Genomic DNA, 24,967 nt, shown 5'->3' on the forward strand with positions numbered 1-24,967 from the left:
TTCAGCGAAAAGGCCGTCCGCGACATTCCCACCGCTTGCGCAAGAAGATCGACAGTCCAGCGTCGGCTTACATCGCCATGCATCAACGATAGAGACGCTGCGATCTTGGGATCTGTCATGGCCGCGAGCCATCCTTGAACAAAGTCTCCCTTGGATATGTAAGCACGGATGATGTGGACCAGAACGAGATTGGCAAGGCTGGGCGTTCAGAGCGTCACGGGCCTCGAGTAGCCTGCGATCGAGTGCATCCGAGTTCTCGCCCTTGGGTGCGCCCAGATCCCAGGTGTGCTGGAGTTCGGCGAGAAGCGCGCGCTTGTTGGCCTTGTTGGAATGTAGCTCCAGACACGCGTCGCCGACATTCGCTTGGTCTAGACGACGCTTGACGACCTCAAGCGCAGCCATCTTTTCGGCGACGAATAACACGGTCTTGCCGTCAGCGACCGCCGCCGCGATGATGTTCGCGATCGTCTGGGACTTGCCCGTGCCGGGCGGCCCCTGAATCACGAGATCGCGGCCTTTGCGAGCCTCATGGATAGCAGCGGTCTGCGAGCTGTCGGCATCGACGATATGCGTCATCTCGCGGGGCGAAATGTGCTGATCGATCCTTGCGTCCTCGGCCAGAAGCTCTTCGGTCGAAGTGAAGCCGTCCGACACAAGAGACGTGATCAGGGCGCGGTCCGTGAACTTCCCGCCCTTCGGCCACAGGTTCGGATCCAGATCGCGGTACATCAGGAACTTTGCGAAGGAGAAGAATCCGAGCACGATGTCGTCGGGTTGGACCGTCCAGTCCGGCTTGATGGAAACCGCCGCGGCGACCTGTGCGGCGTACTCTTCGAAATGGAACTCGTCGGACGCCTCAAAGGCAGGCATCGTAATTTTGTGGATGCGGTCCAGCAGCGCTTCCAACGAAAGATTTGAGGCGAACTCCTCCTGTCTTGCACGAAGTCTGAATCGTTCTGCCGCGCTGCCACGCTCTAGAAGAACGGGCACCAGGACCAGGGGCGCGTAACGTATGTTCTCGGCGTTGTTCGGGTCGATCCATTTCAGCGTGCCGAGGCCGAGATAAAGGATATTGACGCCCTGCTCTTCCTCCAGCGTGCGGGCGTCGAAGTACAGGTCGAGGAGCCGCTTCTGAAGACCGTTCGGCGTCATCTTCGTCTGCAGCTTGGTGTCCGCATGACGAAGCAGCCGACCGCTCTCGTCGCGATCGTCGTCGTCGGGAAGAGCCAGCTCTATGAGATCATCGGCATTCTCGCCATCCTTGCCATCCCTTCCTTTCGCGCCCGCGAGGAAGGTCATCGCCTTTCCTTCATTCACTAAGATCCGGAACACCTCCGAGGATCGTTCGTCAACGATATCGACGGTCTTGGCACTCTTGGAAAAACGGGGAACGTTCAGAAGGCGGTTTCGAGCAGAAAGATCAAGCAGTTCCGTCCTTGCCCTTTCAACCTTTTCCTCTACCGAAAGACTGCTCTGGAAAATCGACTGCTCGGAAAGTACGTCCGATGTAGGAATGCTGTCTGTCATGCTAGGTCCCCTTTCCACAACTCATGCACAGCATTTGCCGACGGTCCAGAGCCGAGCGATCAACTTTGACGTTAATCTGAACATTATTGAATAGTAGGCTACTTATAGAGGTCTGAATCGCGCCTTGCAGCGGGCTTCCTCTACAAAGTTGTCACTATTGGCTCGGGTGCCCTGCAAATGGACGAAGCGAATCGCATCCTCAATCGTCACGACGACGTCGATCCTTTGGGTCATCGTGCCTTTTTGCGGAGGCCTGCATAACAACCGCTTTTGTGGTGAACGATGAGATGATGCTCGAAGCCTCGATTCAAAATGGCAAACGGGCTACAGGTTAGGCATGCAAAAAGGACACGTCACCACTGCTTTTCTCGCCATCGGTTCGCTGTTGGTGACATGCGCACTACTGCCGGTAGGCAAAGGACTTGCCGAAAACCGGAAGGCCAGCCCGGCGTGCAGTTACAGCGCGCTGTCAGCCAAGACGCACGAGCAACTGTGCATACGTGCCGGCGCGTATAATGGCGATATCTGCAGGGCCATCGAGAGTCTGGCCAGGGAGAGCAATCTGCCACCCGACTATTTTGCCCGTCTTCTTTGGCGAGAAAGCCGCTTTCGCCCCGATGCCATCAGCCCGAAGGGTGCGCGCGGCATCGCCCAGTTTATGCCTTCGACGGCAGCTCTTCGAGGTCTTGCCGACAGCACCGACGCACTGCAGGCGATGGAGGCGTCGGCGATCTACTTGGACGAGCTCCGGAACAAGTTCGGAAACCTCGGGCTGGCGGCGGGCGCGTATAACGCCGGCGAACAGAGGTTGGCAAGCTTCCTGTCGTCAGGGTCGTTGCCGTTCGAGACACAAAGCTACGTCTACGGCATCACCGGTCATAGCGCCGAAGAGTGGAAGGCGGCAAACGCCGATCTCGCCCTCCCGGTTCTGGACGACCGGAGACCGTTTATAGAGGCCTGCACGGCGCTTGCGGAAACACGGAGGCTCGTACAGCCAGCGTTGCCCAGCGAAGGCCTTTGGGCCCCGTGGGGTGCCCAACTCGCGGCCGCTCCCCGCAGCGAGGTCGCTCGAATGCTGTTCAAGCGGGCCACGAGCAAACTGCCATCGCCGTTGGCCTCCGAGGAGCCGCTTATCATCCGGAAGCGTGACCGGGACTTCGGCTTTCGCCCCCGCTATTCCGCAAGGATCGGACGCGCTAAACGCGCCGACGCCGAGAAGGCATGCGCCGTCGTGATGCGGGCCGGGTTGCCGTGTCTGGTGTTCAAGAACTTCTGAGGTGAAGCTTCGTCAGGTTCACGCGCTTGTCTTGTCAGCAGAAATCGTCACCTCGGCACACACCCCACTCAAACACCCAAAGCAGGCACTACATTCTTGGCGATGGAGAAAGTGCGAAGGGGTGCTGTCGTGGTGGTCAGGTGCAAGTGCTGCTCGCTTTCGACTTGGCGAGCTCGCTCTGCCAATTTTGGTCGCAAATGGGAACCACGACGTGATGATTCCCGCGGAGCACAGCTTTTTCATGGCTCAGAATGCCCGGAATGCTAAGCTCGTTCTCTATCTTGATGCTGGCCATGCGTTCCTTTTCCAGCATACGGAAGACTTCCTTTGGGAGATTGTTCGTTTTCTCCACCGCCAATACCACTACTTAATCCTGGTATGGCTATCGGCTGTAGCCTTTGTTATGGGCCTTCCCACCTTATCCTTTATCGGCCGTAAATCGTCCGACGTTCCAGCAACGTACCACGGTGTCCTCATCCGCCAGGAAGAACTCTCCGCCAAGGCTTTCCGCTTTTTCGTCCATCATCCGGCGCTTCATCGCATCCTCTCCCTTGATCGCTACGGCGGCGTTTGAATAGGGTGCTTCTGCAGGAATTTTTTCTGGACGGAAGACTACCCACCGGTACGTGCCCGCTGGGTAAGAGTTCTGAATTTGGTCCCGGCGGGTCAAGGGGCTTCGGGAAAATCCAACTTTCACCACCATCTTGTCTTCCAGATCGTGGGGCTTCCGTCCAAGATATGCGGTTAAATCACCGGTGAGTTTCAGAATGTAGAGGTGTTTCGGACCATCCGTTTCGCCGACCCAGTAGGGTTCGTTAGCTGGCTGTATTGCTTTGCTTGGCTGCAAGGCCTCCTCAAGACTACGAATTGCGCCATCGATGGGGCTTGTCTGCCCGTAAACCTGAGTTTCCGAAACTGTTAGGGACAGAAGCTTCTTTGCCTCTTGCGGATCGACAGCAACTCCCTGAGAACCAATGAATTCGGCGTTGGAACCTCCGTAGGTGACTGGGAAGAGCTCATCTACAGAATACCATTCTTCCTCCGCAATCTTCCAAGCTCTTGTTACCTGGAGTGCGTAGGCCCATTTTCCGCGCGACGTCTCGTCAAGTTCCTTCTGAAACCATCTGTCGCCTGAGATGAATTCCTTAGCGTGGCCGGTGTTGTGAGACACCTCCAGTATTCCGACAACCTTTCCTCGCATGTGTACTGGCCCGTGCCCCTTGGTCACGTAGATCGCGACAAGCGTGCCAGCTTGCGTACGCAGCATAAAATGTTTGCGCCTTCCTTCGGTGGCAAATCCGACGCAGCCCCATTGCGAGGGGTCGAACCCCCAAAATGATGTGAGCCACACGGCGGTGTCCCCGGCAGGTTTTCCCAATTCCTCGATCGATTGGACTTCGGACCAGTCGTAGGCGAAAACGGCTTCCTGGGCGGCCTGGATTTCAAAATAACCCAGCACCGAGCGCATATGTTCCACCGCATCGCTGGCGGGCACCTTCTCACCTTTTTTTACAACGATTGTCGTCAAGGGTGGAACGGATTGATCTCTGCACCAGCACATGATCTCGTAAAGGTGCTTGCCAAGCCCCCGGCCGTTAGGATGGCCCCAGCCGACCGCTTGTCCCAGCTCTTCATAAGTCGTCCTACGGCGCGCTGCGGCCTTTGAGATCAGGAACGATACGATGTCAAAATCCAGCGCTTGCATGGCTACTCTCTTATCAGGATGGGAGCAGGTCTCGACGACAGAGCGGGCAGGCCATTGTCCGTCCTCCTCTTTTCCGGCCAGCACCAGACGTCGAAGTAAAGACGGGGAAGTCCAGCTTGCCCGGTGATTTGTTCCATGACCCGTTGAAGCGCCTTGTATTGTCCGATGTCTTCAATCGCCCCCATTGCCAGATTGCCAACTACAAGGCCCGGAACAAGAGTTGCCAAGCCAATCAGGGTGAACTTGTCCAACGGAGGATTTGCACTTGCAACGATCAAGCGGCGCTTTACACCTCCAAGTTGAGCGCAACGGCACATGTGCAGTAGGAAGAGATCTACGATTTTGAATCGGTGCGCGATGGATATTTGCTTGACGCCATTGGCCCAATGGCCTCCAAGATCGTTCGTGAGATACTCGTGAATCGCAGCGAGGTCGAACCTTTGCTCCGGTATCTCGGCAAGATAGCGGTACGCCTGTGGGGCCCACGCGCGATACTGATCACTCGGTTTCTTGTGCTTTCTAAAGCCACGAAACGTGTTGCCTGAGATCCCCCAGAACTTGTCGCTGGAAAGCTCCCAGGTAGTCTCAAACAACTTACGGGCATTCTCTGCATCCGAAACCAAGTTTTGGAGGGCCGTCTGGTCTAATTCGAGGCTGATTGGCAATGGACACCTGTCTGGACGTTGACATAGGATCTAATCGTGATCTATTTCATTTGTTGCTTCGGTCACGCCCTTTTCTCACCAGCATCCAAGGGTAAACGATCTCTTTGGGCATCTGTCCAGCGAACCGATAGCCTTCATTCACTATATGCCACGCTTGCCCTGCAAACGCTCCCATGCCCGGCAAAACGAAAAGCTTGCGATCGTTTTCGAGCTGCTGCCATAGCGTCCAGATCAGAATATGCTCTATCTGTTCGAGCGCCGGCTTCACCCGCGCTACATTCTTCGAATTTTCTTCGTCGAGGTAGGCGTAGCTCAAGCTGGTCTCGCCTCTCATCTGAGAAAGAGTTCGAGCTTTCGGGTGATTTTTGAACCGGTTTTTCGGCGTTGTTGAAAGACCGATGTAGCAGATGCGGTCTTTCTTTTTCATCGAGTGGTGGTTTCGAATGATGACGTAAAGGAGCGGCCGATTGTCTTCAAAAAATGGCCGGTGGGTGTCTTTGTCCAAGATTTGCGGCTTGGACCAGATCAGGGTCGCCTTTGTGAACGTCGGATTGCCAGCGCGGTTGGTTAGGCCGTCCAGCGTGTTACCGAAGTCAGCGGGTTCAAAACCCGGTATATATGACACGAATAACCTCTCAAACTGGATAGTAAAATCTCCCAGATTATAAAACCCCGAGTTGATAATATGGCGTTAAAAAAGAAGATTGGGGATCAAATTAAGGAAAGAAACATCTGTCGCGCGAAACTCAGATGGCGTTAGATTAGAGATATTTCGCAAGCTTGCCCGCCAGATACACAACCGCCGGACCATGGCTGGCCTCCAGCGTCTCGATCGCCACCGCATGCGTCGACGTCACGCAACTGATAGTAAATAGGGTCTTCTTGTCACGCGAGACCATTGGCGCGGCAACTGCCCGGACTGTTGCTCGATTTCACCTCAATCCGGATCAGAGACAAATAGATGAGGCTGCGCGTGACTCCGACCCCAGGGATTCGGTGAAAAGCTTTCCGGAGTCCTCTTTGACCGTGAGCGCATACGCAGGGTCGTCGAAGATGACGGGTGTGAACCTGACGATCGACGGGCGGATTTACCCGCAGCCAAAAGCGCTAACGGTCCTTGGGCAAGCAGGGTTTGCCTAGCACAGACACCATATTCCGGCCCATAGACGTGCAAGAAGGCAACGAGGTAGCGCCCGAGCATCCGCGGCTCAATGCGGCGCGGTCGTGACGCTCTGTTCGTTTTGGCTACCGAGTTTGGGCCCCTGTTGGTCATCGCGGCGTTTGCGACCCATCTTCTTTTGAACGCCCACGCGGACATTTAGTCGGGCGGCAACGTCGATGGGCTTTTTGCGATCGTTTTCTCCCCGACCATAACCTGTTCGGTTCGCGATCGAAACATCTTCGACACAAGCTCCGCCCTGTCGGCTTCCTCTGCGTCTTCAACCCACGGCCAGACCATCGGCAGGAGCCCATCAATGGGACCCTGGGTACTCACGCTGTCGACAATCACATACCATCGGTCGCTTTTGGTGTCGTATTTGTGCTTTCTGCCGATCGCTGCCGCCGCTGCATGACTCCGTTCCGAGGCGTCTTGGGTCACGGCGTAAGTGAGTCCCCCGCTCGCAGTTGGAAGCGAAAAAGCCTTTATTGCTTTTCGCGTCTTTGCGACCTCGTCTCGAACCATTGCGATATTGCGGCCAACCTCTTCAAGGGCGGCACCTGAAAACTCGTAAAGCTCAAGCACAACAGCGGCGATTTCTGGTGGGGCCGTCTTCAACTCCGAAAGAAGCTCGGCAATCAATGGGACACCAATCCTTTCCAAGACTCCCGCGGGCCGCTGCGGCTGAAGGCCCAGATCGGCAGAAATCATGTAGTCGTCCACACTCGTCGCGAAGTCACGCTCGATGACCATGAAATCCGCATCAGGCGGCAAAACGAGTTTGGCCTGAATATGGTAACCCAGGTAATTGAACTCGCTGTCTGAAATTACGTGGTCGAAAACGTCGCCGCGTGCCTTCAAAAAGAACAGCATTTCGATAGGTGATGGCAACATCCGGGATACACAATCGAAGAAACCCATGTCCCAAATCACCGGGGCAGGATCGCCTTCGTTTCGGTCGAGCATTGATCGCGACAGATTGGTGGCGGCCGGAAACATATCGCTGAGCAACACGACCGGAAATACCCGAGGCAGTTTAGGCAAATTTATCGCGTTCCCCTGGCAATCCACGCATTCTGTACCTGATCTGATCAGTTCGCCACTCGCCAGAGCTTGCTCAAAAGGGTCCTTGATAGCTCCATTAAAATCTGTTCTCAGCGCAGCAGGGTCACCGGCACGAGCTTTTTGAGTAATCCGTTTCGATTTCGCCTGTACAACCAGGACGAATTCACCGTAACGGACTAGAACGTCGATTTCCTCGCCCTTGTGGCCCTTTGCGTCGGGAAATCGAGCGTTCAGGAACACGTTCCCATCACCGAAAACCTTCCGCATAACATGCGCCGCTATTTGCTCCAAAAACAACCCACGATTTTTCGCGGCCTTGTCACCATATTTCCTATCCGCGACCATCCAATAGAAAGGTCCCTCGTAGATGCTCTCCATCAGGCGATACTGACTGGGCACATACAGATGTTCACCGAGGTCGATCAAAGGCGCTATGGAAGCCCGGTTGACTGAGAACGGCGTGTCGTATCCTTGGTTCGCAGCACTGATCGGCGTAGCAAACTTTGAAATGAACTTATCGACTTTCGATCCGAATTTCTTTCGCAGAACGGCCTTGGACACGAGGAGGCTGTTAGTCAGATCGCCATTGGTCAATGAGACGCCTGCCTGACGCCTCTTACCTGTGTAATCCATCTGAGCTGTTATCTGCTCGACAATGAATGTTGCGATATCTATCATCGGGCGTATCGAGATCCCCGCGGCTTGCAGCAGCCAGGTGCCGTCGGCTCTGTAACGGTGCCTAGCAAACCTCGCGAATTGGTGGATGTAGAAGCTCGCTGGGCCGTAATAGATTGCCTCTCGAGCAAACATTCCCAAGGCGTCCGGATTTTCTAAAAATTTATCAGATTTGCGGTCGAACACCGCCGCTGCGTCGGCGTTTACCCGGTCGTGCAATTCTCGGAGGAGTCGGTCGGCGCTCGACGCAAACCCGGCCTTGGTTCTGACGTTGAAGTAAGAGCGGTTATCAGGGGCTTGAACAAGCAGGCCCATCAAAAGCATAAGCTCGTTGGTGTTGAGCTTGTCCGTCGACCACCTTTCAGAGGGAGCATCTAAAACCTTGCCCTCCCTAATATCGACATTCACAACCCAGTCGCGGTAGATGATTTCAGAAATCTCGTGCAAAGAGCCATCAGACTGCGCGAGCGCACGCAACTCTCCAAATATTACGTCCATAGACCTTGGCGTTTTGCCGTTCATTAGCTGATCTCCTAGCTACGTTCTGTAGGATTGCCGGAAAAACTGCCAGCGCTTTTCCTCGACGGCAAATCAGCGGCATTATGGAGCAAGTGCCACAAGCTACCCATAGATGCTACCAGGCTTGACCCCACGGGGGTGTTGCCACTCCACCCTCACGAAGGTTGCGCAATAGGCCAAAATCACATATATATGTGATCAAAAAGGGATGCGGCATGCTTAAAAATACGACGATGAACCTGCCTGAAAACCTCGTAGCCAAGGTTCGAACCTACGCCGCGCAGAACCGCACGACGATGACTGCGATCGTCCGTGAGCATTTCGAGGCGATCACGGAACCCGATAGCGACGTCCTGGAGGAGGATCCTTTGCTGGCATATTCAAAAGGCTTGCTGTCTCGCCAGCAGGCCGTCCTCGCGCTCGGGCTGAGGGATTACGCCGACTTGCTTGTCGCCTTGGGCGACGCCGACCTTCCAATGCCTCTCGCCCCGGCTCATGAGATTGAAAATCAGTCTGCGACATTCGCCCGTCTCTGGAGAATGGGATGAAACGGTGCACCATAGTCATTCCCGATGCCGGACCGATCAACAGTCTCTGGGTAGCGGATCGCCTTGACCTGCTACTAGAGCTAGACATGCGGATCGTCGTGGTCGATGCGGTCTATGACGAGCTGACAAGCGACCTGTCCTACATCAAGGATAACGAAGTCAAGGATTTCATCGACAGCAATTCGCCTCCATTCGTAGTCGAAACGACGGATATAGGCGATATGGAGCGAGAAAAGAGGCTCCACGGCGGGAAACTAAAGCGAAACGCCGGCGAGCTTGCGATGATGGACTTTGTCTCCGGTGGTGGGTTGGAACGCTATCTCGACTTCAAGGAGCCTGTGGCAATTCTCTACGAAGACAAAGGGATACGGATCCTGAGCAAGCCGCCGAACCTGCATCTCATTTCCACGGTTGGACTCCTACGGGGTCTACAAGAAGTTGGAGTGATCGAATCTGCAGAAGACGTGATCTATGAGATGCTCCACCCAAGCAAGCCCGGCCGCAGGCCGGCTGACGCAAGGGTCTTCAATGATCTCCCGGATGGTGTCGACGAGCCTGCCGAAATTGGCAGCTCCTGGAAACCCTGAGGATGGATTAACCGAGGGCTTGCATTGGTGTCAGCATGTCACCAGGACATAGCTCATTTCGAGCGATGAAATCTTCCGTATCACGCCAGCATGGATGGTCGATATAGCGTTGACGATGCCTCTGCGGTATCGATGTTTCTCAGTCGTCACGAGATCAGCTTCATTCACTCGGCACCTTAAAGAGATAGCATCGGTCGTCACGTGTGCTCTTGTGGCAGTTGCTCCATAATGTCGTAAAATCGCTCCATTGCAACCCTACGGTAGTATTGGCATGGGTGCGAGCCGACTAGCTGACGGAATTATTCAAATTCCAGAAGCCTTCGCAGCTCGCCCAAAGTGGAGTCCAGCCGCCATCAAGGTTTCGTCCTCTGGCCAAATCGCGGAGACGAACGATGCCTTACCGCCTGAGGTTGGCCTTGGCCAGATCGACGAGTTGGTTCGCCCGTCCATCCAGCACTGCCGTCATCATGAACACACCGAAGTTGAAAGCTTCGCCCAACGTCGTCTTCGGCGGCATTACGAGCTCCTGACGGGCGCTGACAACGTCGACCAGTACGGGTCCGTCGTGGGCGAGCGCCTTCCTCAGCGAGGCTTCCAGATCCTGGGGCTTTTCGACGCGGATACCCCTGATGCCCATGGCCTCCGCCATCAGCGCGAAATTCGGGTTCTTGAGATCGCAGCCGACATCGAGAAAGCCGCCTGCCTTCATCTCCATCTCGACGAACCCCAAGGTGCCATTGTTGAGGACGATCACCTTCACTGGCAGGCCCATCTGAACGAGGGTGATGAAGTCCCCCATCATCATTGTGAACCCGCCGTCCCCCGACATGGAAATGACCTGCCGTTCGGGATAGGCAGACTGCGCACCGATGGAGTGCAGCAAAGCGTTGGCCATGGAGCCATGATTGAAAGAACCGACAAGCCTTCGCTTGCCATTCATCTTCAGATACCGGGCCGTCCAGGCGATCGGCGTTCCGACATCGCAGGTGAAGATGGCATCCTCGGAGGCGAGATCGCTGATCAGCCGGGTCAGATATTGCGGATGTATGGTCGTGCTTTTGGGGTCCGGCACGGCGAGTTCGTCAAGATCCTTGCGTGCCTTGCCATAGTGGGAAATGGCAGAGTCGAGGAACTTCCTGTCCACCTTTTCCTCGAGATGAGGCATCAGCAGCCTCAATGTCGAGCCGACATCGCCCAGAATGCCGACTTCCAAAGGGCATCGATTGCCCAGCGCTTCCGGACGGATGTCGATCTGCGCGATCCGGGCATTCTCCGGGTAAAATTGCCTATATGGAAAATCCGTACCGAGCAAAAGGAGCGCGTCGCACTCCTTCATCGCCGCGTATCCAGATGCGAAGCCGACGAGACCTGTCATACCCACGTCGTAGGGGTTGTCGTACTCGATATGCTCCTTGCCGCGCAGAGAATGGATGATGGGCGCTTTCAGCCGCGCAGCCAGTTCGATGACCTCGTCATGCAGTCCTGCGCATCCAGCTCCGCACATCAGGGCGATCTTCTGTGATGAGTTCAACAGATTCACAAGTGACGCCACGTCTGATGCGTCCGGCATGATCTTCGCAGCCTTCGGTGCAAGCCAAGCAGGCACCTTGACCTTGCTTGGTTTGAGGGCGATGTCTCCTGGTATCACCACCACCGCTACGCCTTTGCGTCCGACTGCGACCCTCATAGCGCGTGCGAGAATCTGGGGAAGCTGTTCCGGGCTTGAAACCAGCTCGACATAGTGGCTGCATTCCTTGAAGAGCTGCTCGGGATGGGTCGCCTGAAAATAGTCGATGCCGATTTCCGAGCTTGGAATATGCGCGGCAATGGCCAGGACCGGCACGCCGCTACGATGACAATCGAAGAGCCCGTTGATGAGATGGAGGTTTCCAGGTCCACAGCTTCCCGCACAAACCGCCAGCTCGCCAGTCAGGTGCGCTTCTGCACCGGCAGCAAAGGCTGCCCCCTCCTCATGCCGGACGTGAACCCAATCGATCGTGTTCAGGCGTCGAAGCGAATCCGTGAAACCATTCAGTGAATCGCCGACGACGCCGTAGACCCTTTTCACACCCTGCTGCTCGAGCGTTTCGGCAATGTAGTCGGCGACGGTTCTGGCCATCCGGATGCTCCTTGGTTGCTAATAGCTTTACCTAGGTTGGCTATGCGGCGCGACAAGCCGACAAGGCGTGGGTAGACGCAAGACACCTTTCCATCTCAACTGAGCCCACAGCCCGAGACGGACATTTCTATTGAAAATTCCGGGCCTTCACCTTGAGCGTATCAATATGCAAGTCACGCACAAATATGTCCCTTGGCCTCATAGCGGGTTTCGGTCGATCGCGGGAATCGCCTCCGCCTGGGGATCCATGGGCGAACTCGTCTCCCCGGCCGCTCGGCACTTTGAACTCGGTGTCGAGGTCGGCAAGTCCGGACAAGTCGCTGGTGAGATCGAAAAGCTGTTGCGCTATCAGATGGATCACGTCACCTTCCCGCTGAATTTTTCCGCTGATGCCCATCATGGACGATCCCAGAACAACCCGCCGCTGGCGCTCGAAGACTTTGGGCCAAACAACGATGTTTGCCGGACCTGTCTCGTCTTCAATAGTGATGAACATGACACCCTTTGCGGAACCTGGTTTCTGGCGAACCAGCACGAGCCCGGCGGTCCAGAGCCACCGTCCGTCACGTGCACCCATCGCTTCCTCGCAGGTGACCATGTTGCGTCGCGCGAGATCCCTCCGCAGGAACGCGATCGGATGGTCCCGGAGGGTCAGGCCGACATGGCCGTAGTCCTCGATAACGTTATGTCCTTCCGTCATCTGGCGAATATCGACGTCCGGCTCCTGCTGCTCGGCGATCGCCTTTTCCTCGCGTTCGGCGGCCGCCGCAAACAACGGAAGGGGCTCGTCGCGCAAGGCTTTGATTGCCCAAAGCGCGTCCCGGCGTTCAAGGCCCAACGAGGGTTTGAAAGCGTCGGCTTCCGCTAGCTCGACCAAAGAGGCCGCCGGCACGCCCGAACGCCGCCACATGTCGTCCACGTTCTCGAACTCGGAATTCATGCGAGCGGCAACGATCTTCGCGGCATCGGCGACTGCCAGACCTCTTACCATCCGCATTCCAAGCCTCACCGCGTGCCGATCTGTATTGCCTATCCGTTCGAGGGTGCAGTCCCAGCGCGAGAGGTTGATGCATACCGGCCGGACCTGGACGCCGTGGTTCCGGGCATCGCCGACGATCTGAGCCGGAGCATAGAACCCCATCGGCTGGCTATTTAGGAGAGCCGCACAGAAGGCGTCTGGGAAATGGCACTTCACGAAGCTGGACGCATAGGCGATCAAGGCAAAGGATGCCGCGTGAGATTCAGGGAAGCCGTAGGAGCCAAATCCTTCGAGCTGGCTGAAGGTCTTCTCGGCGAACTCAGTCGTATACCCGTTCCTGACCATGCCCGAAACCAGCTTGTCCTTAAACCTCGAGACCCCGCCGGTGAATTTGAATGTGGCCATCGATTTTCGGAGTTGATCGGCCTCGCCGCCCGTAAAGCCGGCACAGACCATCGCCACACGCATCGCAGACTCCTGGAACAATGGGACGCCGAGAGTTTTGCCGAGCACGGCCTCGAGCTCAGGTGTCGGATATTCCACCTGCTCCTTGCCCTCGCGCCGACGCAGGTAGGGATGGACCATATCGCCCTGGATTGGGCCGGGCCGGACAATCGCCACCTGGACGACGAGATCGTAGAATGTCCGCGGCTTCAACCTCAGCAGCACATCGAAATAAACGTCGTCGAATAATTTGGGTTCATCGGCCGTCGCTGGGCGATCCCGAATGTCCTCCAGCAGCTCTCGCGTCTCTTCCATAATAGCATTTCCCTGACGCCACCGGAGAGAATCAAGAAAATCTTCCGCGGAGAAGAACACGTGATCGCCAATATCTGCTTCGAGATCCGGCAGCTCCTTGCCCAAACGTAGCGCGGTGAGGGCGAACAACGCGGTCCGTGGCCCGGCAAACTTCCACGGCATCTCTTCGTCAAAAAGATAGTGGTACTTTCCGCCCGGCTTGATCGCAGCGGCGAGAGCGGGTGCAGCGCCCGTGTGCCGAAGTACTGCATCGGCAATAAAATAATCACTGAACTTCTGGAACGCGAACGAGATGTGCTTTCCAGTTTTGCTGCCGCTGTAATCGGGTGTGTCGAGGAACATGCCTTCATCGATCAGCTTCATCAGCAAGCGATCTGTCGCCTTCGTCGGGAGCCCCAGATCGACGATTTGCTCGCAGATGACGTTTGCTGTCTTGAAATCCAGATATTCGCTACCGTCTTCGGCCATCTTCGCGGCAATTGCCTCGGCCACTTCTAAAATCTTTCCGTCGCCACGCTCGATACGGTCGTATCTCCTAGTGGTCAGATTGATTTCGATCGCTTCCAGCCAGAAGTCGATTAGTTTGCTGATGGAATCCAGCCCCCTAGGGAACGAGGTCTGTTTCGTGGCGAGCAGGAAATCGACCGCAGTGGTCAGGAAAAGCGGGTTGTAGAGAATGTCCCGTAGCTCGAAGATCGGGGCCGAGGGACGCTCAATGCCATGGCGATCGAGGTATTGGCGAGCAACTTCACCAAAGTTCGCCGAAAACCCGAGGTGCTGTACTGTGACAACGTCAAGGCCGGTGCGTATGCACAGCTTCTTGTAGGCTGATCGGATCGACGCGCAGAAACCGATTTGGTCGAATTGCCGGACCTGAGAAATCAGTTTTGGAAGCCCAGGTTCCCATCCGGCAGCATCAAGGCTTTCATTGATTCCGTCGATCGCGATCAACGCGGGACGACCACTCGCTTTTGCGGCGGCGTCGAGAGCGCCGAGGAATGTTTCGAAACGTAGGTCCTTGAGATCGAGGTAATGAAGGATCTCGCTTTCCGGCTTATCACCCTGATCAAGTGTACGGCCAGGGATAAACACCGCGGGATGTCCCTGCTGAACGTGGCGCTGCACCTCACGAGCGATAATATGCGACTTTCCAATTCCGGCTTCGCCGTCGACAAGCAGCGCCGGGGTTCGAAACAGTTCGATCTCCTCTAACGAAAACTCGAGCGAGGCATCCATGATGTCGCTCTGCAGTTCTGCGAGGAGGTTCCGGATTTTCGGCGGATAAACGTAAGGTTCCGGTTCTCTGTCCGGCTTCTTGGGATCTTTGCGGGTCATGAAGCGCGCTTGCCTCAGGACAAAATCAACGGAACCGTTATTCTCGACATCCCGCAACATCTTCAGCAGGCTCGCGATACGCTGATCTGCCAGTTTGGTCGGATCAGTTTCTTCCGCAGCCTTGCTGAGTTCCCCCAGAAGCGAAACCGCCTGCTCGAAGTCCGCGATGTGGTTATTGGTCTTGTCCAACGTTTTTATCGCCGCCGCCAGTTTTTCCGTCGAGGTGGCAATGATGCTCCACACGGAGTCTATTCGCTGTAGGAATCCCCGCTCTTTGGTCATGATTTCAAGCGTGTCACCGATTTTCACGTCGACATGATCAGGCTCCCTGTATCTTTTGCCGATAAAGGCCAGCGACTTGCTAAGCTGCCTCTCAAACCAGTCTTGATCGAGAACCGTCTCGTCGAACCAGTAGAGCCGCATACCAGCGTGAGCGGGGTCGCTCCTTTGAAGCCGCGAGACGAAGTAAGTGTCGTCCCACAAGACGATTTCGACCTTCCGCTTCAGCGCGTTCGCTTCATCCTCGCACCACTGTTTAAAGTTCTGCCAATTCTTCGTCTGCGTATCATTCTCGCCCTCGGCATGACCGGACAGGTTCCGGGGGATCGCGACGTAATACCGTTCCAACTTTGGGAAATTGGTCAGCGCGGCCGAGAACGAAGTCTTGATCTGGCCGACCTCGGATGAACCAAAGCCATCGGTGAAGTACTTGGACTGCCAACCCCAGACACGGCCATCGGCGAAACGTACAATGATCTCCACGCCGCCATCTGCCCCAGGTCCCCTATGCTGTATCTCTGTTGCACCCTCTGGCGGCTCCGCCAGAACAAGCTGCCGAGTCAGCTCCTCAAAGCCGTCATTCTGCGAACTGCGGTGCTTACGGATATTTCGGAAATTAATATCAGGGTTAGACATGACTTTGAGCTTTACTCGCGGTTTTCGTATGAATTCAACACTGGAATCGAGGAGGGAGTATATTCGCATGGTAAGCGTCGATTTTCTAGCGCTGGTTGCAACGCAGAATGAAGGCAAAAGCTTAGCACCTGTCATGGTTTATTCTCCCGCGGTCCCGCCCTTCAATGGTGCCAGCCATATCGAATGACTGCTTCCGGGCACCACGCCGAAGAGCGTGAACGACCACGATGGGGGCGCAAAGCAGATTGAATCCTTGTGAACGCTCTCCGGGGAGGGTCAGCGCGATAAGAGCGTGACCGGCCTCGTGCACCGCCAAACGGGCCCTTTGCTGTGGCGAGAACTTCTTCCTTGGTGGGAGTACGGACAAGATGTCTTCTAGGCTTAAATCCCGTTCGTGCGCGCGAGCTTTTTGTCTTGCGTCCCTCGCGAGCTTTTCCAGGTCGGCACCCGATGACCCATCTAGGTCGGCAACGGCATCCATCAGTAATCGAGGCTCGAACTTCGGGCCGAGATGAAAGGCCAGGATGTCCGCTCTCTCCTTCTGACCGGGCAATGAAAGGGCGAACCTGTTTTCCATCCGCCCAGCTCTGAGAGCTGCCGGATCGATATGCTCCGGGTAGTTCGTAGCTCCGAGCAGGATGACGCCCTCCATCGGGCGCGATGACAGCGACAGAAACTGATTGATGACGAGCATTCGGTAGCTGGCATACTCGCCCTTGAGGCCGTCGCGTCGTGAAAGGCTATCCATTTCATCGATGAATAGAACTGCGCCGTTGGCGGCCACCGCAAGCTCAAAGGACTGCCGCATCGCAGCCAGCGTATGATTGAGGTAGCCCGCCTCTTCCCAATCCCCGATCGACGCGGTTATCAGCTTGAAGCCGCATGCATCCGCGAATGCCTGCGCGAACATGGTCTTTCCGGTCCCAGGTGGGCCGGCGAGCAAAGCGCCCTTGGATGCCTCGCTCCAAGATATGAATCCACTCCGCCACTTGTTCACATCGCATGCAACACTGGCCGTCCAGGACTTGAGTTCTTCAAATCCCGGAAGACTAACGATTCCAGAGGCTATAACCGCGACCTTGTTTCTCCGCTCGATCTCTCGAAGATCCGAAACTGAAAAATCGCACCTAGATATGCCTGCGAGGACAAGTCCTTGCGGTCTTTTGCGGAGCTCATCCGCGACTTCGTCAGGCAATTCAGGACGACCCAGGAGGCGGCGGGTCGCGTTTATATGGCTTGCTGTCGGTGGCTCCACGTCGATTATCGCCTCCGCGGCAAATCGAACGGCCTCAGGAACGTCGGATTGATCTCTTGCTACGACGAAACGAGCATCCGGGAGGTCGAAGACGGAGATCTCATGCGCGAAGCCTTTCGCCGGTCTCGGTGCCGGGGCTTGATAAACTCGTTTGCTCCGGCCGGGATTTGTCCAGCTCACGGCATCGTCCACCTGAAACAAGTACTCAGCAGCGCACCTGTAATCGTCCGTTCTGTAGCTTGGCGGAGTGACGAAAATCACCAGGCCGGAATGATCAACGATATCGGGCCCGGCGTCTCGAAGAGCGGCTTTAAGCCCGCAATAGGCAAGAAACACCGAGGGCGAAGATCTCAGCAGCCGGAGGTCGCTCGTTGATAGGTTCGGTTTCAGCTTCGATCGCATGTTGTTCTCCGTGTGATTCGGTTCGCATACCGATCTCCAAACCGCTGAAGGGAGAATCGATCGCATCCACAGATCGACCGTGCGAATTTTTAATACGATTGTCAACACATTTGCCCGTTACGTAACGGTGTGACAATGAATCCTTCATGAGACCCCCCACGAAGCTTTTGATTGCCGCCAGACAGATGCTCGAACTGACGCAGGCCAGCCTTGCGAAGGAGACCGGCATGCATGCGAGAACGGTTTACAAACTGGAGACGGGAAACGGGAACATCGAGAGCGTCGAGACGCTGGTGACTTACTTCGAAGGCCGTGGGATCACGTTCGCGCCACTTGAGGGCGAACCGGGATGGACGATCATAAATCGAGACGCAGTCGGATCGTTTGATGACGAGCGGAAGCGTAACCGTGAAAACCGAAGCCAACACGCCACTAAGGGCCGCTGGGAAGAGAAGTAGCCCCAGCTATCTACCAGTTACGATTCCACCCTGCCGTTGGCGGCCAACTTTTCTGGTATTGCGTCGGGCAGACGGCAGAACTTGTGATCGAAGGCTTCAAAGTCTCTTGTCGATAAGTAGCGAAGCTCGGTGTCTATAGAAGACCTTCGGCCGCTGTCCAATAGCACGCAAATCTTAGCTAGAAAAAGGCTGTCCCATCAGTTCAGAGTGCCTTGCTCACACCAACCGCATGACGCCAACCCCAGGTAGCCATGCTCGTCGAGTGACGGCGGCAGCGAGCCGGATCTCGGTCGGAACCACCTTTAGAGATCCGCTCTTGACGAAGGCCGCACCCGCAACATTGAACGCTTGCTTCGGAAGTAAGACCTTCATGGACCCGAGAAGCTCTGGCCATTTGTAGGCCTGTTAAGATCGGGTTGTTTACCCAAACGACTGTCCTGAGAAAAGTATGGACACCAGTGTTTCACGAATTAGCTGGAAATGAACCGATCGGGACGCCTCATGAGTTTTTTAGCCAAGCCGCTCGATCAAACTAGTACTACAGACCACGCATCCGAACCCCGCGTGCGTAGTCAAGTGCAAATTTGGATGCTGGTCCGGTTGGCAAACGATCATAGACACGTGTAGCCAGCCTGGAAGAGGGGCGGCCTGATTCAATGTGCTGTTTCGACCGTCGAGACCCACTTGCGACGAAAAGCCATAGGCGCTCTAATTATCACGTTCGCGCCCGTGGAACTCGCAAGACTCTGCAGGCCGAATAGTCCCACGTTTTAGTCTACCAAAATAAGTGCTAGGTCTGATCCAAAGTCTTTCTCTCGACGGCTGGGTGCGTGCAAAACCCCAAATCGCAGTTAGGATTGGCAGTGACCCGTACCGCCAGGTCACCGCGATGGCCAGTTTCAAGTCGAGTGAAGTTGCGCACATGATGTTGCCCAGATTGTTGCCCGGACCATGAGCGATTTAAACTTACATCTGAATTTAGCGCCTTCAAAACAGCGACTATACGTCAATACATGTGGAAACTCGAAGTGTCGACCAAATGCTTGCAAGGCGGTTGGCCTTACAAGTGTTAGCAACCATAGCGCAGTTGCCCAGAGCAAGATCTTGAAAATCCGGAACTTTATGGTATTCTCTAAGGACACAGAGAGCGGAAAAACGCTTTTGATCTGTCGCCCAAGTTAGGCTCATGGAGCCGTATAATCGGCTAGAGCCGTTGGAGAGTATGGCGACCCCTGCAAGATTCGAACTTGCGACCACCTGCTTAGAAGGCAGGTGCTCTATCCAGCTGAGCTAAGGGGCCGGATAGTTGTTGCTGCCGTCTGGCGGCAGCCTGGCAAGCGAAGCCTGTCGATCAGTGCGTCCAGGGCTGGTTGCGGTTGAAGCGAAAATTGTCGGTGTAGGATACGGTCTGACGCACGGTTTCCTTCGGCGCGATCACCCGGTACTCGATGCCGTTGCGGGTCGCATAGGCTTCGGCCAGTTCCTGCGTGTCGAAGAACAGCTTCAGCTGCTGGCGCGTGTCGCCCGACGAGGTGTAGCCCATGATCGGATCGATGCGGCGCGGCGTTTCCTGGTCGAACTCCAGGATCCACTGATGGGTCTTCGCCTTGCCGGACTGCATGGCGGTCTTTGCCGGACGGTAGATCTTGGCAGACATCGCTGCTCGCCTCCGAAGTCGCGGATTGCCCGCCGTTGCATTGCAAGTCCGAACAAAAAGATCGACAGCGCTTGCGCCTGTCACTGCCCGGACGATGGGCTTTGCTTAACTGCGAATCCCGTTGTTTTCAAGTGAAAAGGACCGCCGCCCTGCTGCCGTGCGCGACTGCGACAGAAGAGGCACCGTTGTGTCCGCGGCGCGCTGGCGCAAGCTCAGCCCTTTTGGAGAGACAGGCCATGGCCGCGGAATAAAGCTCACGCGCACCAGGATGCCGGGCGGTCCATCCGGCGGTGGGCCAAGCCCTCGCGAACCAGGGTGTCGCCAAAGGATTCGCCGCCGCGCAAGACACGCCGTTGCACTCCGCCGCCGGCCTCGGCGCCGTCTGATCCCGCCTGCAGCGTGAACGGACCGGCGTTCAGCAGAGACAGAAGCCGCAGCTTGGCAGCATTCGCCCTGCGTCCCTCCTCGAGGCAACGCGAGGGGCCGAGGGCTGGCGTCTCGATGTCGGCAATGCGGATCTTCGTGCCGCGCACCCAGAAGGTGCTGCCATCGAAGACGCAGTTGATATGCGTGCCCTGCCCGCAAAGGCCGAAGCTTTCCGACACGGATTTTGCCGTCAGCGCCGGCGTGGGCGCGGTCGTCGGCAACGGGATCGGCATGGAAACGGGAACCGGCGCGGGTGGAACAGGCAGGTTGCCTGCGGAACGGGCTTGCGATTGGAGTTGGGGCTTGGCCAAAGGGGCTGGCACTGTCGGGCGGGTGACCTGCGCGATCAATGGCGAGGCCGTTGCGCCCTCGGTCAGGCTCTTCAACTCAGGCTTGATGCTGGACCAATGGTCATATCCGACGATCGCCAGCACGGTCGCGACCGCAAGCCATGGAAGCATACCGCTGCCACCGCTGCTGCGCTTCTTCGCCGTCTTCCGGGGTGTCTTTCGCGTTCCGCGCCTGGCTGCCATCGTCCGCTCCTTCAGTATCGGGCGGCATTATCGATGCCAACCCTTTCCGAAAGGTTGGCGCCTTCGCGCAAAGTGCCATCGCGGCATCACCCATTGGAGCGGTCTACGCTCAGTACGGGCGGAACAGCGTTCCCGTGATAAAGGACTTGAAAAGCACGCCACTCTGGTCGTCACGATCATAATAGTCATCGCGACCATGAAAACGGTGGTCGGCGCGATGATGATCCCGCCTGCCACGGTGGTCTCGGACCTGCACCAAATTGGGCGCCGGCTTTGCCCCAACTTCCATGGCGGCGATCGGCATTGCCTGTGCTGGAACGAGTGGCGTGGTGCCGAGCAATAGTCCCAGCGCCAATGGGGTGGCGGTCAATACCCAAGTTCTCTTCATCGGACATCCTTTGAGCTCTATCCGGCCATCATATTCCGGTGACCAACTGTGTCATTCATCCCAATGATAAAAAGGCCGGTGGACCTGCGTCAACCGGCCTCCCTATGGTCGGTGCTGTGGTTAGCGGCAGACGCGCACTTTCTTCATAACCCAGTGACCGCGTCCATCGCGGTGCTTTACGGTTTTCATCATGCATTTCTGATGATGCATCCCGTGCATGCCCTGCATCTTGTGACGCGGCATGTCCTGCGCCTGGGCGGCGACGCCGGTGGAAAGAGCTGCGGCGAGCGCGACAGCGGAAGCAAGAATGAAATTGCGCATTTTGGACCTCATGTGAAATTAACACCCAGCAACGCGCCACCAACTGCGTCAGTTCCCAGCCCAGAGCGCGATCACACAAACGTGCAATCGCTCGTGCGACCGACCTCGGGTTGGGGTCGCCACCTTGGCTTCTCTCGACATCCGCTTGTGAAGCGCTGCCACCGGTGGCCGAGTTTCAGCACCCTTAATCGGCGCCTTTCTTTGTTTCGAACCCGTTACGACCCTTTCTCTGGAAACGATCCGGAGCGATTTCAGGCATTTTTCGCTGCGGCATCGGCCCGCAAGAAACTGTCACACAGCGTGGCTATAAAGCCGCTGCCAACGGCTGCGCGGGGCCTGCAGCCTTGTCGCGAAAAAAGGAAGAGGGATTATGTCTAAACTCAATCATTTCATGGGTCTGCCGAGCGTAAAGCGCTGCCTGACAGCTGCTGGCGCTGCGGCGCTCAGCCTGTCGCTGGCGCTGCCAGCAGCGGCCGCACCGGTCAAGTTCGATTTCTGGTTCGGCCTGTCGGGCGACCTCGAGCGCGTCGTCCAGCAGATGTGCAAGAACTTCAACGAGTCGCAGAAGGACTACGAAGTCGCCTGCACCAGCCAGGGCAATTACGACGCCACTCTGCAGAACACCATTGCCGCCTTCCGCGCCGGCAAGCAGCCGGCCGTCGTGCAGGTCTATGATGCCGGCACGGCATCGATGATGCTCTCCGGCGCCTATTACCCGGCCGGCAAGCTGATGGAAGAAAACGGCTACAAGATCGACTGGAACGACTATTTCCCGGGCATCGCGCGCTATTACGCAACGTCCAAGGGCGAACTCCTGTCCTTCCCGTTCAACTCCTCGACCGCCCTCCTCTACTGGAACAAGGACTCCTTTGCCAAGATCGGCAAGACGGCAGCGCCGAAGACCTGGGAAGAAGCCGCCGAAGACATGAAGGCGCTGAAGACCGCCGGTTATGAATGCCCGATGGCGATCAACATTTCTAACAACGAAAGCTGGCAGCTGATGGAGCAGTTCTCTGCGATCCACAATCAGCCAATCGCCACCAAGAACAACGGCTATGACGGCCTCGATGCCCGCCTGACGGTCAACAAGACCAGCTTCGTCAAGTACGTCACAGACCTGAAGAGCTGGTACGACCAGGGCCTGGTCAAGATCAAGAACAAGGAACAGGGCCAGGACATGGTCCAGGCCTTCGCATCCGGTGATTGCCAGATGGTCATGACATCGGTCGGCGACCACGGCACGGTCGGTAAGACGCAGAAGGCCGGCATGGCCTGGGACGTCGCCGAGCTTCCGGTCTATGCCGGCACCGAGCGCAAGAATTCACTGGTCGGCGGCGCTTCGCTCTGGGTTCTGCAGGGCAAGTCCAAGGATGAGTACAAGGCTGCGGCAGCCTTCCTCAACTTCATCCACGATCCGAAGACCGCGCTCTTCTGGTCAACCAACACCGGCTACATCCCCGTGACCAAGTCGGGCTTCGACTACATGAAGTCCACCGGCTTCTACGACAAGGCACCCTACAAGGGCCGCGAAGTCGCCATCGCCAGCCTGACCGCTTCGGAGCCGACACCGATCACCCGCGGCATCCGCCTCGGCAACTTCACGCAGATCCGCGCTGAGTTCGGCAACCAGATGCAGGCGATCTTCTCCAACAAGGTCAGCGTCAAGGACGGCATCGACACGCTCGTCAAGAACGGCGACGCCAACCTCGAGCGCTTCGAACAGACCTACAAGGGTAAGACCCTTCCCTGATCGAGCCTGAAGCAACAGCGCCGTCCATTCCGAACAGGATGGGCGGCGTCTCTTTATCCGAAAGGGCGCTCGCGTCCGACAGAACTTGCGCCGGAAGAAGCAATGGAAAAACGCACCACATTCAATAGAAACACCATCGGCATCCTGTTCGTCGTGCCGCAGATCCTGCTGATCTTCACGTTTTTCTATTGGCCGGCCGGACAGGCGGTCTTCTGGTCACTGACGCTTCAGCAGCCTTGGGGCGGCGGCAACACCTGGGTCGGGCTGGATAACTTCAAGTCCCTTCTCAGCAACCCCGACTACTGGAATTCGGTCACCCGCAGCATGGTCTTTGCGGCCATCAGCACGACGCTTGCGATGTCGGTCGGGCTTCTTCTAGCGGCCCTTACCGACCGGCAGCTCAGAGGCTCCAAATTCTATCGTGTCGTGCTGATCTGGCCCTACGGTATTGCCGCACCAGCGCTGGCGCTGGGGTTCCGGTTCATTCTTGCACCGCAGGCCGGTCTCGTGTCGGCCATCAACCAATGGTGGCCGGGGATCTGGGATCCGGGTCTCAACGGTGCCGACGCGATGGCGTCCGTCATCGTCGCCTTCTCATGGAAATATATCGGCTACAATTTCATCTTCTTCCTGGCCGCGTTCCAGGGCATTCCGCGCTCGCTGATCGAGGCAGCCGCGATGGACGGCTCCAGCGTGCTCAGGCGGTTCAAGGACATCCAGTTTCCGCTGATCACGCCGACAATCTTCTTTTTGCTGGTCATCAACATCACCGAAAGCTTCCAGGATTCCTTCGGCATCGTCGACATCATGACGGGAGGCGGCCCGGCCAATGCCACCAACCTGATGGTCTACAAGATCTATTTCAACGGCTTCCGTGGCCTCGACTACTCCGGCGCAGCGGCCCAGAGCATCATCCTGATGTTCCTGATCGTGCTGCTTACCATTTTCCAGTTCCGCTTCATCGAGCGGCGCGTCCACTACCGTTGAGGCGACCATGGTCGAACGTACCCCTATCCTGAACTTTTTCACCCACGTGATCCTGTTCATCGGCTTTCTGGTCGCCATTCTCCCGTTTGTGATCATCACTATCGCCGCTTCGCACAATCTCCACGACGTCAACCAGGTTCCAATGTCGCTGGTGCCTGGCAACGATCTCCTTACCAATCTCCAGACCGCGTGGGTCACGGCCAATCTCGGGCCGAAGATGCTCAACAGCCTTGTCTTCGCCGTTGGCGTCGCAGCCGGCAAGGTGATCATTTCGGCACTGACGGCCTTTTCGCTGGTGTATTTCCGTTATCCGGGTCGCGGCCTGATTTTCTGGGCGATCTTCATCACCCTGATGCTGCCGCTCGAGGTTCGCATTGTGCCGACCTACGCAGTTGCCGCCAACGTGCTGGCACCGTACCAGGCGATCCTCGACGTGACGGGCATCAGCTGGCTGATCGAACGTTTTTCGGGGGTCGAAGTCTCGATGAGCTTCGGGCTGCTCAACACCTATACGGGGCTGATCCTGCCGCTCGTCGCGACCGCCACTGGCACGTTCCTCTACCGCCAGTTCTTCCTGACGATGCCGGACGAACTGACGGAAGCCGCAAGAATGGACGGCGCCGGGCCTCTGCGCTTCTTCATCGATATCCTGATGCCGCTGTCACGCACCAACATGGCGGCGCTGTTTACGATCATGTTCCTCTATGCCTGGAACCAGTATCTCTGGCCGCTGCTGGTGACCACAGATCCGGCCTATCAGACGGCGGTCACAGAATTGAAGCAGCTGATTCCCAACATAGGCGGCATCCCGGAATGGCATATCGCCATGGCTGGAACCCTGATTGTCATGCTGCCACCCCTGCTCATCGTCGTTCTGATGCAACGGTGGTTCGTGCGTGGACTGGTTTCCACCGAGAAGTAGCGCTGGATCGTAGTGAGCTTACTGATGGCGGGCCT

20 protein-coding genes and 1 tRNA gene are annotated in these 24,967 nt (G+C 56.7%); 7 read left to right on the plus strand and 14 right to left on the minus strand.

Features of this window, described 5'->3' with window-relative positions; translation table 11 throughout:
• A partial coding sequence (locus VH564_RS23780) for a DUF4011 domain-containing protein (RefSeq protein ID WP_423342325.1) occupies window positions 1-1,527 on the minus strand: 1,527 nt, incomplete at its 3' end.
• A 337-nt stretch (window positions 1,528-1,864) separates the two neighbouring features.
• On the opposite strand from VH564_RS23780, the gene VH564_RS23785 reads away from it, so the two are divergent.
• Window positions 1,865-2,803 carry a lytic transglycosylase domain-containing protein gene (locus VH564_RS23785; protein ID WP_423342326.1) on the plus strand — a complete coding sequence of 313 codons (939 nt, stop codon included), beginning with the start codon at window positions 1,865-1,867 and terminating at the stop codon, window positions 2,801-2,803.
• Window positions 2,804-2,939: 136 nt separating this feature from the next.
• On the opposite strand, the gene VH564_RS23790 is transcribed toward VH564_RS23785, so the two are convergent.
• The 5 genes from VH564_RS23790 to VH564_RS23810 all read right to left on the minus strand — a co-directional run bounded on the left by VH564_RS23790 (window position 2,940) and on the right by VH564_RS23810 (window position 8,594).
• Window positions 2,940-3,167, minus strand: coding sequence for a hypothetical protein (locus tag VH564_RS23790; RefSeq protein WP_423342327.1), 228 nt, complete (start codon window positions 3,165-3,167; stop codon window positions 2,940-2,942).
• A 54-nt stretch (window positions 3,168-3,221) separates the two neighbouring features.
• Window positions 3,222-4,508, minus strand: a complete 1,287-nt coding sequence (locus VH564_RS23795) for a hypothetical protein (RefSeq protein WP_423342328.1) — start codon at window positions 4,506-4,508, stop codon at window positions 3,222-3,224.
• A 2-nt stretch (window positions 4,509-4,510) separates the two neighbouring features.
• Complete coding sequence (locus VH564_RS23800) at window positions 4,511-5,101, minus strand: hypothetical protein (protein ID WP_423342329.1); 591 nt, start codon at window positions 5,099-5,101, stop codon at window positions 4,511-4,513.
• Between the two features lie 118 nt (window positions 5,102-5,219).
• Window positions 5,220-5,798, minus strand: a complete 579-nt coding sequence (locus VH564_RS23805; RefSeq protein WP_423342330.1) for a hypothetical protein — start codon at window positions 5,796-5,798, stop codon at window positions 5,220-5,222.
• 693 nt (window positions 5,799-6,491) lie between these two features.
• Complete coding sequence (locus tag VH564_RS23810; protein WP_423342331.1) at window positions 6,492-8,594, minus strand: nuclease-related domain-containing protein; 2,103 nt, start codon at window positions 8,592-8,594, stop codon at window positions 6,492-6,494.
• 230 nt (window positions 8,595-8,824) lie between these two features.
• Here VH564_RS23810 and VH564_RS23815 point away from each other — a divergent pair, with 230 nt between their 5' ends.
• Together VH564_RS23815 and VH564_RS23820 are read left to right on the plus strand one after the other, a co-directional pair.
• The gene (locus tag VH564_RS23815; RefSeq protein ID WP_423342332.1) at window positions 8,825-9,139 is read left to right on the plus strand and encodes a hypothetical protein; all 315 of its coding nucleotides are present in this window, start codon (window positions 8,825-8,827) and stop codon (window positions 9,137-9,139) included.
• On the plus strand, window positions 9,136-9,726 hold the full coding sequence (locus VH564_RS23820; protein WP_423342333.1) for a hypothetical protein: 591 nt from the start codon (window positions 9,136-9,138) through the stop codon (window positions 9,724-9,726). The genes VH564_RS23815 and VH564_RS23820 overlap by 4 nt, the downstream gene beginning before the upstream one ends.
• Before the next feature lie 397 nt (window positions 9,727-10,123).
• Here the strand turns inward: VH564_RS23820 and poxB are convergent, their stop codons facing one another.
• The 3 genes from poxB to VH564_RS23835 form a co-directional block, all read right to left on the minus strand.
• Window positions 10,124-11,845, minus strand: a complete 1,722-nt coding sequence (gene poxB, locus VH564_RS23825) for a ubiquinone-dependent pyruvate dehydrogenase (RefSeq protein ID WP_423342334.1) — start codon at window positions 11,843-11,845, stop codon at window positions 10,124-10,126.
• 127 nt (window positions 11,846-11,972) lie between these two features.
• Entirely contained in the window at window positions 11,973-15,968 is a 3,996-nt protein-coding gene (locus tag VH564_RS23830) for an OB-fold nucleic acid binding domain-containing protein (protein ID WP_423342335.1), read from the minus strand.
• Window positions 15,955-17,490, minus strand: a complete 1,536-nt coding sequence (locus VH564_RS23835) for an AAA family ATPase (protein ID WP_423342336.1) — start codon at window positions 17,488-17,490, stop codon at window positions 15,955-15,957. The genes VH564_RS23830 and VH564_RS23835 overlap by 14 nt, the downstream gene beginning before the upstream one ends.
• A gap of 146 nt (window positions 17,491-17,636) precedes the next feature.
• Here VH564_RS23835 and VH564_RS23840 point away from each other — a divergent pair, with 146 nt between their 5' ends.
• Window positions 17,637-17,948 carry a helix-turn-helix domain-containing protein gene (locus VH564_RS23840; RefSeq protein ID WP_423342337.1) on the plus strand — a complete coding sequence of 104 codons (312 nt, stop codon included), beginning with the start codon at window positions 17,637-17,639 and terminating at the stop codon, window positions 17,946-17,948.
• Window positions 17,949-19,171: 1,223 nt separating this feature from the next.
• Here VH564_RS23840 and VH564_RS23845 read toward each other — a convergent pair.
• The 5 genes from VH564_RS23845 to VH564_RS23865 all read right to left on the minus strand — a co-directional run bounded on the left by VH564_RS23845 (window position 19,172) and on the right by VH564_RS23865 (window position 21,273).
• Window positions 19,172-19,248 (minus strand) — tRNA-Arg (locus VH564_RS23845).
• A gap of 51 nt (window positions 19,249-19,299) precedes the next feature.
• A complete protein-coding gene (locus VH564_RS23850; RefSeq protein WP_423342338.1) occupies window positions 19,300-19,605 on the minus strand; it encodes an ETC complex I subunit in 306 nt (101 codons plus the stop codon).
• A 254-nt stretch (window positions 19,606-19,859) separates the two neighbouring features.
• On the minus strand, window positions 19,860-20,564 hold the full coding sequence (locus tag VH564_RS23855) for a thermonuclease family protein (protein ID WP_423342339.1): 705 nt from the start codon (window positions 20,562-20,564) through the stop codon (window positions 19,860-19,862).
• A gap of 109 nt (window positions 20,565-20,673) precedes the next feature.
• Window positions 20,674-20,952: a hypothetical protein gene (locus tag VH564_RS23860; RefSeq protein WP_423342340.1), complete on the minus strand. Its 279-nt coding sequence runs from the start codon at window positions 20,950-20,952 to the stop codon at window positions 20,674-20,676.
• Between the two features lie 120 nt (window positions 20,953-21,072).
• Window positions 21,073-21,273, minus strand: a complete 201-nt coding sequence (locus VH564_RS23865) for a hypothetical protein (RefSeq protein WP_423342341.1) — start codon at window positions 21,271-21,273, stop codon at window positions 21,073-21,075.
• 391 nt (window positions 21,274-21,664) lie between these two features.
• Here VH564_RS23865 and VH564_RS23870 point away from each other — a divergent pair, with 391 nt between their 5' ends.
• The 3 genes from VH564_RS23870 to VH564_RS23880 all read left to right on the plus strand — a co-directional run bounded on the left by VH564_RS23870 (window position 21,665) and on the right by VH564_RS23880 (window position 24,932).
• Window positions 21,665-23,023: an extracellular solute-binding protein gene (locus VH564_RS23870; RefSeq protein WP_423342402.1), complete on the plus strand. Its 1,359-nt coding sequence runs from the start codon at window positions 21,665-21,667 to the stop codon at window positions 23,021-23,023.
• Window positions 23,024-23,125: 102 nt separating this feature from the next.
• Complete coding sequence (locus tag VH564_RS23875) at window positions 23,126-24,010, plus strand: carbohydrate ABC transporter permease (protein ID WP_423342342.1); 885 nt, start codon at window positions 23,126-23,128, stop codon at window positions 24,008-24,010.
• A 7-nt stretch (window positions 24,011-24,017) separates the two neighbouring features.
• Complete coding sequence (locus VH564_RS23880; RefSeq protein WP_423342343.1) at window positions 24,018-24,932, plus strand: ABC transporter permease subunit; 915 nt, start codon at window positions 24,018-24,020, stop codon at window positions 24,930-24,932.
• Window positions 24,933-24,967 lie beyond the last annotated feature (35 nt).

The organism is Rhizobium sp. HT1-10 (assembly GCF_049472505.1).
Taxonomy (GTDB): Bacteria; Pseudomonadota; Alphaproteobacteria; order Rhizobiales; family Rhizobiaceae; genus Rhizobium.

Excerpts from the sequence above, each read along its gene's own strand:
- VH564_RS23880 (WP_423342343.1), top strand. The coding sequence starts at position 24,018 with ATGGTCGAACGTACCCCTATCCTGAACTTTTTCACCCACGTGATCCTG.
- VH564_RS23835 (WP_423342336.1), bottom strand. The coding sequence starts at position 17,490 with ATGCGATCGAAGCTGAAACCGAACCTATCAACGAGCGACCTCCGGCTG.
- VH564_RS23785 (WP_423342326.1), top strand. The coding sequence starts at position 1,865 with ATGCAAAAAGGACACGTCACCACTGCTTTTCTCGCCATCGGTTCGCTG.
- VH564_RS23865 (WP_423342341.1), bottom strand. The coding sequence starts at position 21,273 with ATGCGCAATTTCATTCTTGCTTCCGCTGTCGCGCTCGCCGCAGCTCTT.
- VH564_RS23795 (WP_423342328.1), bottom strand. The coding sequence starts at position 4,508 with ATGCAAGCGCTGGATTTTGACATCGTATCGTTCCTGATCTCAAAGGCC.
- poxB (WP_423342334.1), bottom strand. The coding sequence starts at position 11,845 with ATGGCCAGAACCGTCGCCGACTACATTGCCGAAACGCTCGAGCAGCAG.
- VH564_RS23870 (WP_423342402.1), top strand. The coding sequence starts at position 21,665 with ATGGGTCTGCCGAGCGTAAAGCGCTGCCTGACAGCTGCTGGCGCTGCG.
- VH564_RS23810 (WP_423342331.1), bottom strand. The coding sequence starts at position 8,594 with ATGAACGGCAAAACGCCAAGGTCTATGGACGTAATATTTGGAGAGTTG.
- VH564_RS23850 (WP_423342338.1), bottom strand. The coding sequence starts at position 19,605 with ATGTCTGCCAAGATCTACCGTCCGGCAAAGACCGCCATGCAGTCCGGC.
- VH564_RS23815 (WP_423342332.1), top strand. The coding sequence starts at position 8,825 with ATGAACCTGCCTGAAAACCTCGTAGCCAAGGTTCGAACCTACGCCGCG.
- VH564_RS23860 (WP_423342340.1), bottom strand. The coding sequence starts at position 20,952 with ATGAAGAGAACTTGGGTATTGACCGCCACCCCATTGGCGCTGGGACTA.
- VH564_RS23875 (WP_423342342.1), top strand. The coding sequence starts at position 23,126 with ATGGAAAAACGCACCACATTCAATAGAAACACCATCGGCATCCTGTTC.
- VH564_RS23840 (WP_423342337.1), top strand. The coding sequence starts at position 17,637 with ATGAGACCCCCCACGAAGCTTTTGATTGCCGCCAGACAGATGCTCGAA.
- VH564_RS23820 (WP_423342333.1), top strand. The coding sequence starts at position 9,136 with ATGAAACGGTGCACCATAGTCATTCCCGATGCCGGACCGATCAACAGT.
- VH564_RS23855 (WP_423342339.1), bottom strand. The coding sequence starts at position 20,564 with ATGGCAGCCAGGCGCGGAACGCGAAAGACACCCCGGAAGACGGCGAAG.
- VH564_RS23830 (WP_423342335.1), bottom strand. The coding sequence starts at position 15,968 with ATGACAGGTGCTAAGCTTTTGCCTTCATTCTGCGTTGCAACCAGCGCT.